This window comes from Alcanivorax xiamenensis, assembly GCF_009846745.1.
GTDB lineage: Bacteria > Pseudomonadota > Gammaproteobacteria > Pseudomonadales > Alcanivoracaceae > Alloalcanivorax > Alloalcanivorax xiamenensis.
In genome coordinates this window covers 1-7503 of the sequence record NZ_AQPF01000084.1, presented here as the reverse complement: position 1 = coordinate 7503, position 7503 = coordinate 1, and the positions used below count along the sequence as shown (strand labels likewise).

Annotated in this window: 7 protein-coding genes; 3 read left to right on the top strand and 4 right to left on the bottom strand. The window is 60.8% G+C overall.

The genetic code is table 11. From position 1 onward, the window contains the following. Nucleotides 1-442: 442 nt before the first annotated feature. The 4 genes from A6D6_RS21190 to A6D6_RS21175 form a co-directional block, all read right to left on the bottom strand. Complete coding sequence (locus A6D6_RS21190; protein WP_159661801.1) at nucleotides 443-1057, bottom strand: DUF3413 domain-containing protein; 615 nt, start codon at nucleotides 1055-1057, stop codon at nucleotides 443-445. Between the two features lie 129 nt (nucleotides 1058-1186). After that, on the bottom strand, nucleotides 1187-2185 hold the full coding sequence (locus A6D6_RS21185) for an alpha-L-glutamate ligase-like protein (protein WP_159661800.1): 999 nt from the start codon (nucleotides 2183-2185) through the stop codon (nucleotides 1187-1189). Next, a complete protein-coding gene (locus A6D6_RS21180; RefSeq protein WP_133491599.1) occupies nucleotides 2186-3727 on the bottom strand; it encodes an inactive transglutaminase family protein in 1542 nt (513 codons plus the stop codon). Between the two features lie 9 nt (nucleotides 3728-3736). Next, nucleotides 3737-4282, bottom strand: coding sequence for an ATP-dependent zinc protease family protein (locus A6D6_RS21175; protein ID WP_236564205.1), 546 nt, complete (start codon nucleotides 4280-4282; stop codon nucleotides 3737-3739). A 475-nt stretch (nucleotides 4283-4757) separates the two neighbouring features. On the opposite strand from A6D6_RS21175, the gene typA reads away from it, so the two are divergent. From typA to trmL, 3 genes are all read left to right on the top strand, one after another. Continuing rightward, entirely contained in the window at nucleotides 4758-6566 is a 1809-nt protein-coding gene (gene typA / locus A6D6_RS21170) for a translational GTPase TypA (protein WP_133491598.1), read from the top strand. 174 nt (nucleotides 6567-6740) lie between these two features. Next, on the top strand, nucleotides 6741-6947 hold the full coding sequence (locus A6D6_RS21165; protein ID WP_022997152.1) for a CsbD family protein: 207 nt from the start codon (nucleotides 6741-6743) through the stop codon (nucleotides 6945-6947). Nucleotides 6948-7034: 87 nt separating this feature from the next. Then, the gene (gene trmL, locus A6D6_RS21160; protein ID WP_133491597.1) at nucleotides 7035-7499 is read left to right on the top strand and encodes a tRNA (uridine(34)/cytosine(34)/5-carboxymethylaminomethyluridine(34)-2'-O)-methyltransferase TrmL; all 465 of its coding nucleotides are present in this window, start codon (nucleotides 7035-7037) and stop codon (nucleotides 7497-7499) included. Nucleotides 7500-7503: the final 4 nt, after the last annotated feature.

The following is a 7503-nucleotide window of genomic DNA, read 5'->3' as shown; positions in this document are numbered from 1 at the left end:
AAACCAGACCCAATGCCCTGGCAAGCACTAAGCAACGCTTTTTTTATGGTTCATCGCGGTTTAGCGGGAAGGGTCGCTCCGGCCGGGGGGTCCGTGCAGCCCGATTCGAGTGAACCGCCGCGTTGCGGACGCCAACAACGACAAACCTTTCCAGGAGAGGAAAGGAGACCCGTATTGCTCGGTTACCTCGAAGACATCGATTCAGATCATGCCACGAAGCCGCCGTGGGAAGCGGCCGCGGCGGCGCTCCGCTTGGCCGCGAATGCCCTGGGCCGTTGGCGATTCGCTTGCAAGCAAACTTCCCACAGCGGCTTCGTGGCATGATCCGTGGGAGACCAGCTTGCTGGCGAATACAGCGGTTGGTAGCCCCTTCCGTTACAGCCCCGTGCCCATGATTGAAGCGCCGTGGCCTTCTAAACCGCGATGAACCTTAACAATACCGTCAATGTCCTGTTCCAGGTCCATGGTGGCGTAGTTGAAGTTCTTCAGATAATCCGGCCGGATCACGCTTTCCGCGGGAAAGTAATAGCGCGCTCGAAAAACAGAAAGCCGAAGAACGGTTCCGCCGCGTTCCGCTGATCCAGAAACGACATAACGTGGTGGGCTGATAAAACGGTACCGCTTGGGAAGCGTTGAGCACCGGACGGTAAGCGAGAAAATGCGCGGCGCCATAGGCCGCCCCCATGGAGGTGAAGCCCCCCGGCGTGGTCAACAGATTCCAGACGAAGCCGTTAAGATGGAAACCGTAGAGATCATGGATCTGACCGTCCACCAGCAACAGCAGCAACATCAGAGCAGCGCCGATGACCGCCACGCCGTAACCTGCCCAGCGTCCGAACAGGGGCGCCAGCAGAGACAGCATCAGAGGCGGCAGCAGGAACACAAAGGCGTAGCCCGCTAACGCCACCAGCAGGAAGAGCAGGCTCCAGACACTGCCCGGTTGCAGCAATGCCTGCCTCGCCACATGCAGGCAGGCGATCAGAATAAGCACGTAATTGATTAAAAAGAAGCGGCACCAGGGTGTGGACGGAAAGGAAGGACGGGATCTTTGTGTCATCAACCAGGCTCATCGGGAATGTAAATTCCGACAAGCCCGGCCACAAAAACTTAACCGAAGCTTAATGCTGATGGCTAACGCCAAGGTCAGCCATCCCACGTTGCCACGTCAGTCACTTCGAAAAGGCGATTATTCCGTGGCCGTATCCGGCGGCTCCGGAGTCGCCACCGCGAAATGACGTTTTGAGAACAGTACCCTCTGCGCCACCAGTTCCTCGCCTTCATCCTTGCCGCGCTGTTCCAGATGGCGCTCAACGATACCGCAGCGACGCAGCAATCCATCATCATTGGCGATCTGGATATTGAGGCCGGGACGGGCATTCAATTCCAGCATCATCGGCCCTTTATGCTTGTCCAGCACCAGATCCACGCCAAGGTACCCCAGACCGGTCAGGTCATAGCAGCGCGCCGCCAGCGCCAGACACTCCTCCCAATCCGGGATAGTGACGCCGGCCACCGGGTGCGCGGTATCGGGATGGCGGTCGATTTTCAGGTTGTGCCAGGTGCCGGCCAGAGTCACCCCGGTGGCGATGTCCACGCCCACCCCGATGGCGCCCTGGTGCAGATTGGCCTTGCCATCGGACTGCCGGGTGGGCAAACGCAGCATGGCGAACACCGGGTAGCCCTTGAGCACGATGATACGGACATCCGGCACCCCGCCGATGCTGATGCGGTCAAACAGATCGGTGGAACGGACCCGGTATTCAATCAGCGCGCGATCACGATGGCCGCCCAGTGAATAGATACCGGAAATGATCCCGGAAATGTGAAACTCCATCTCCTCGGGACTGACCATGCGGCCGGAGACCGTGCGGTAATACCCCTCGAAGCGATCGGAGATCACCATGATGCCGTCACCGCCAGCCCCCTGGGAGGGTTTGATGACGAAATCCCCGTGGGTTTCCACGATCTCCGCCACCTTGCCGATGCCCTGCTCGGTCTCGATGATGCCGTACATATCCGGCGCCCGGATACCGGCGTCCAGCGCCAGCTTCTTGGTGCGGATTTTGTCGTCCACCAGCGGGTACAAGCGACGGTCGTTATAACGCAGCACATAATCGCCGTTACGCTGGTTGATGCCCATTACGCCGCGCCGCCGCAGAGCGCGCCAGGTCTTCACCCCGAACATTCAGCGTCCCTCTTCGGTCATGGCCCGGAAGCGCACCAGTTCAGTGAGCCGGTAGCCGCGATAGTGCCCCATGAACACCATGACCGCGGCCAGCACCAGGAGGATGCCCGGGAAGGTGAACACCAGATAGACCAGCGGACTCCACACCATCAGCAAATGACAGAGAATCGCCACCACCAAGGTGCCGATGGCCACTTTCATGGACTGTGGTCCGCCCCGCTCTTCCCAGACAATCGACATCCGCTCGATCACCATGGTCAGAATCACCATCGGGAACAGCGCCACCGACAGTCCCACTTCCAGACCCAGCTTGTAGCTGAACAAACTGATCAGGCCGATCATGATCACCACGAAGGTCAGCACCACCGACAATCGGGCCATCAACTGTAACTTGAGATGCTCCAGATACGATCGCAACGACAAACCGATGGTGGTGATGAAGGTGAACAGGATCACCCCCCAGACCACCTGGGTCTCGCGGAACGCCAGGGCGATCAGTACCGGCGTGAAAGTACCAAGGGTCTCCACGCCAATCAGACTGCGCATCAACAGCACCAGCAGCACCCCCACCGGAATCATGATCAGGATTCGGTGGAGCTGTTGTACCGGTAGCGGCAAATCATAGAGCGAGAAGTCAATGAAGCTGGAAACGTCCTGGGAGCTCAGCGTCTGTGCCAGTTGCAGAGCGCTCATCTCATTCTGGTGAACGCTGAACTTCACCTCCGCGTTGCGCCCCCCATCCAGGTTGTACAGTGGCGCCTGTCCACTCCACCACACCAGACGGTCCTCCGGCAGCCCCTGCTGACCGGTGTTGGGGTTGAAATACAACCAGGCGTTGCCGTTGTAGGAACGCAGCCATAACTCCGGCTGCTGATTCTGCACCTCGGACAAACGCAGGGTGTACACCGGCTCCGCCGGGATGTGCGCCACCGCCAGCAGCAGATCCACCACCCGGGCCCGGTTCTCCGACGTCATGTTGCCGCCCAGCAACAGCCGGACATTGTCGTTGTCGTCTCGGCTGTTAACCCGTTTGATGGTCTCGCTGATGAAGGTTTCGATGTCCGCGGAGTGCTGACGAATCGGCGCCAGCAGAGCGTCGGCGGCCACTTTTTCCGGCCCGGACAGCGTCGGGCTGGGACGGAACTGCGGCCCCGGCTCCTTCGCCTGGCCGCCGGGCTCGGCGAAACGGGGGGTGATCAGCAAGCGGTAATACAGGCTCTGCTGGCCCTCCACCCGGCGGCTGGACCAGGTCACCACCCGATTGCCACCCTCACGGCTGACGTTGACGCCATAATTATTGGAGATAAAACTCTCATTCAAGGTGGTGAAACCACTGTCCAGTGGCGGCACGAACATTCGCACCTTCACCGGGTGGTTACCCCTGGCCTGGAACTGGACCTGGGCATCCACCACCCAGACCGGATCGGTTTCACTTTCGGTAAGCGGCACTTTCTGAATCAGAATCTGGTAGGCCATGCTGCCTATGCCCAGAACCAACAATGCCACGGCCAGCAGCCGCGCGTGCAGTTTCACAGAACCCATGTTCCAGCCTTATTCGGTTTCTTCGGCCGCCAAGCCGATGGTCTCTTCCCTGGAGCAGGATGGCGCACCCCCGCTCATGGACTGTGCCGGGTCTATCAGAGCCCCCAGCGAAACCAGTGCCTCGGATCCCACCAGCAGCGGGAATCGGAAGTCACTGCGATCGGTAAGATTGACATCCACCCGCCGGGCCCGGCCACCGACGCATAGCGTCAATTCCACCACCGGCCGGCGGCTGTAGCCCGGAGCACCGTCAATCTGATTTTCGGCACGGCGCTTGATGCGCACATGTTTTGATAATGGCAATTCGAGGGTGCGCCACTGATCCTGCTCCAATCCGATTTTCTCACGCTGTTCCGGCATCACCCACAAATCAAAGGAAACCCAATCCTGCCCGTCCTGCTGGAAAATCCGGACCTGCCGGGCGCTGAGCGAGGCGGACTGGGCTCCGGTATCCAGTTTGGCGGGCAAGACGATGTCCAACTCTTTGATCATGACCTCTTCATTGAGGCCCAGAATGATCTTTCCAGGGTCCTCACCGTCAGCGACGGCTTTCATGGGCAGGGCCAGACAGAGCGCTATCGCCAGTCCACACCTGATGCCGCTCGCACACCCAAACCGCATATAACGAATACCTTTCCTTGCTCAGAACCGCATTCTGGTCCGGAACACGCGTGTCCAGAACCATTCTGAAGAAACGTCGCGGACAACCTGATATGCCAAACCGCGCAACCTCGGGAGCCAGAAAGGCTCGAACGGACAGTCCTCGACGGGCAGTGTATGACCGGTACGACCTCCGTTTGGTTGCGCCATTCTAGGCGAATGAACACCGCCTTGAAGCAACAACCGCAAAATCGTGAACCGGGTCGCATTCTCTCATAGCCCGCGAACGCCGCCCACTATCAGAAATGGCCGTCAGACCGGGGCTGGCCGGAGGGCGACAAGACGGTGGCCTCGGTAGCCAAGGGGGCTGTACAATGCGCTCCCGCCGCGGCCCAGCCTCGGCCTTATTACTCGCTTCGGAGCCTGTTTCGTGATTGAACGCCTGCGCAATATCGCCATCATCGCCCACGTTGACCACGGCAAGACCACCCTGGTGGACAAGCTGTTGCAACAGTCGGGCACACTGGGAGACCGCGCCGGCGACGTCGAGCGCGTAATGGACTCCAACGATCTGGAGAAGGAACGGGGCATTACCATCCTCTCCAAGAACACCGCCCTCAAATACGGCGACTACCGTATCAACATCGTCGATACCCCGGGACACGCCGACTTCGGCGGCGAGGTGGAGCGGGTGATGTCGATGGTGGATTCCGTGTTGCTGCTGGTGGACGCGGTGGACGGCCCCATGCCGCAAACCCGCTTCGTTACCCAGAAAGCGTTCGCCGCCGGCCTCAAGCCGATCGTGGTGATCAACAAGATCGACCGCCCCGGTGCCCGCCCGGACTGGGTCATGGACCAGGTGTTCGACCTGTTCGACAATCTCGGCGCCAGCGACGAACAGTTGGACTTCCCGGTGGTATACGCTTCCGCGCTCAACGGCATCGCCGGTCTCGATCCGGATGACATGGCCGAGGATATGAGCCCGCTGTTCCAGACCATCATCGATCGCGTACCGGCACCGGAGGTGGACCGGGACGGCCCGTTCCAGATGCAGATCTCCTCCCTGGACTACAACAGCTATCTGGGCGTGATCGGCATCGGCCGGATCAAGCGCGGCAAAGTCAAGGCCAATACGCAGGTCAAGGTGGTGGACCGCGACGGCCAGGTGCGTAATGGCCGCCTGCTGCAGATCATGGGCTACCACGGCCTGGAGCGTGTCGACGTACCGGACGCCGCCGCCGGCGACATTGTCTGTATCACCGGCATCGACCCGCTGGACATCTCCGACACCCTGTGCGATCCGGCCCAGGTCGAGGCCTTGCCCGCCCTGACCGTGGACGAGCCGACCGTGAGCATGGTGTTCCATGTCAACACCTCTCCGTTCGCCGGCCAGGACGGCAAGTTCGTCACCAGCCGCCAGATCCGCGAGCGCCTGGAGGCGGAACTCAAGCACAACGTGGCCCTGCGCGTGGAAGAAACCGGCAGCGCCGACCAGTTCCGCGTCTCCGGCCGCGGCGAACTGCACCTGTCGGTACTGATCGAGAACATGCGCCGCGAAGGCTTCGAGCTGGCGGTGGGCCGCCCGCAAGTGATCGTGCGTGAGGTGGATGGTCAGAAGCAAGAACCCTACGAAAACGTCATGGCCGACGTGGAAGAGCAGCACCAGGGCGCGATCATGGAGCACCTGGGCCTGCGCCGCGCCGAGATGACCAACATGGAGCCCGATGGCAAAGGCCGCGTACGCCTGACCTTCGTCGTGCCCAGCCGTGGCCTGATCGGCTTCCGCAGCCTGTTCCTGACGCTGACCTCCGGTACCGGCATCCTCAACAGCACCTTCAGCCATTACGGCGAGTACAAACCCGGCGACATGGCTCAGCGCAACAACGGCGTGCTGGTCTCCATGGTCAAGGGCAAGGTGTTGGCGTTCGCTCTGTTCAATCTGCAGGAGCGTGGCCGCATGCTGATCGACCCCAACGTGGAAGTCTATGAAGGCCAGTTGATCGGCATCCACAGCCGAGGCAATGACCTGGTGGTAAACCCCACCAAGGGCAAGCAGCTCACCAACATGCGTGCTTCCGGCACCGACGAGAACGTGATTCTCACCCCTCCGGTGCGCTTCAGCCTGGAGCAGGCCCTGGACTTCATCGAGGACGATGAACTGGTGGAAGTGACACCAAACCATCTGCGTCTGCGCAAGAAACTGCTCACCGAAACCGAGCGCAAACGCGCCAGCCGTTGATCCCTCGCCCGAAGCGGCACCTCCGGGTGCCGCTTCCGACCCCACCCCGGCTTTTACAGTCTTTTCCCCCGGCCATTACCAGACTCCTGCCATAGTGGTGCTGGCGTCTCGGCGCAAGGAGCGTCTCCGTCATTACTGGAGACACCACTCATCGACCCTCTCAGGAGAGACAAGATGAACTGGAACACCATCGAAGGCCGCTGGAAGGAGCTAAAAGGCAATGTCCGGGAACATTGGGGCAAACTCACCGACGACGACATCGAGGAGGCCAAGGGCAAGCGTGATGTACTGCTGGGCAAGATCCAGGCAAAATACGGTATCGCCAAGGAAGAGGCGGAAAAGCAAATTGACCAGTGGGTCGATAAACTGAACTCGAAATAAGCGACTTCAGGGTCATCCGGACCGCCTTTCCCCACCCTTCCGGTTAGCGGATGGCTAAAGGGCGGCGCCCCGCCGCCCTTCTTTACCATGCTGCATATTGCTCTCTATCAACCGGAAATTCCTCCGAACACCGGCAACATTATTCGCCTCGCCGCCAATACCGGCGCCGGGCTGCACCTGATCGAGCCGCTCGGTTTCAGTCTGGATGAGAAGCGCCTGCGGCGCGCGGGACTGGACTATTCGGAATGGGCCAGGGTGACCGTGCACCCGGATTTCGAGGCCTTCCTGGCCGCCATGAACGGGGCTCGCCTGTTCGCCCTGACCACCAAGGGCCACACTGCCCCCAGCGATACCCGGTTCAAGGACGGCGATGTGCTGTTGTTCGGCCCGGAAACCCGGGGGTTGCCCGCGGAGATCCTGAACCGGCTGGCGCCGGAGCAACGGCTGCGGCTGCCGATGGTGGCCGACAGCCGCAGTCTCAATCTGAGCAACGCGGTGGCGGTGACCCTCTATGAGGCCTGGCGCCAGTTGGGCTACCCGGGCGCGGTCTAGGGAC

What these genes read in the sequence shown, in the direction of transcription:
- A6D6_RS21190 (WP_159661801.1), bottom strand. Translation starts at nt 1,057, where the DNA reads ATGACACAAAGATCCCGTCCTTCCTTTCCGTCCACACCCTGGTGCCGC.
- A6D6_RS21185 (WP_159661800.1), bottom strand. Translation starts at nt 2,185, where the DNA reads ATGTTCGGGGTGAAGACCTGGCGCGCTCTGCGGCGGCGCGGCGTAATG.
- A6D6_RS21180 (WP_133491599.1), bottom strand. Translation starts at nt 3,727, where the DNA reads ATGGGTTCTGTGAAACTGCACGCGCGGCTGCTGGCCGTGGCATTGTTG.
- A6D6_RS21175 (WP_236564205.1), bottom strand. Translation starts at nt 4,282, where the DNA reads ATGAAAGCCGTCGCTGACGGTGAGGACCCTGGAAAGATCATTCTGGGC.
- A6D6_RS21165 (WP_022997152.1), top strand. Translation starts at nt 6,741, where the DNA reads ATGAACTGGAACACCATCGAAGGCCGCTGGAAGGAGCTAAAAGGCAAT.
- trmL (WP_133491597.1), top strand. Translation starts at nt 7,035, where the DNA reads ATGCTGCATATTGCTCTCTATCAACCGGAAATTCCTCCGAACACCGGC.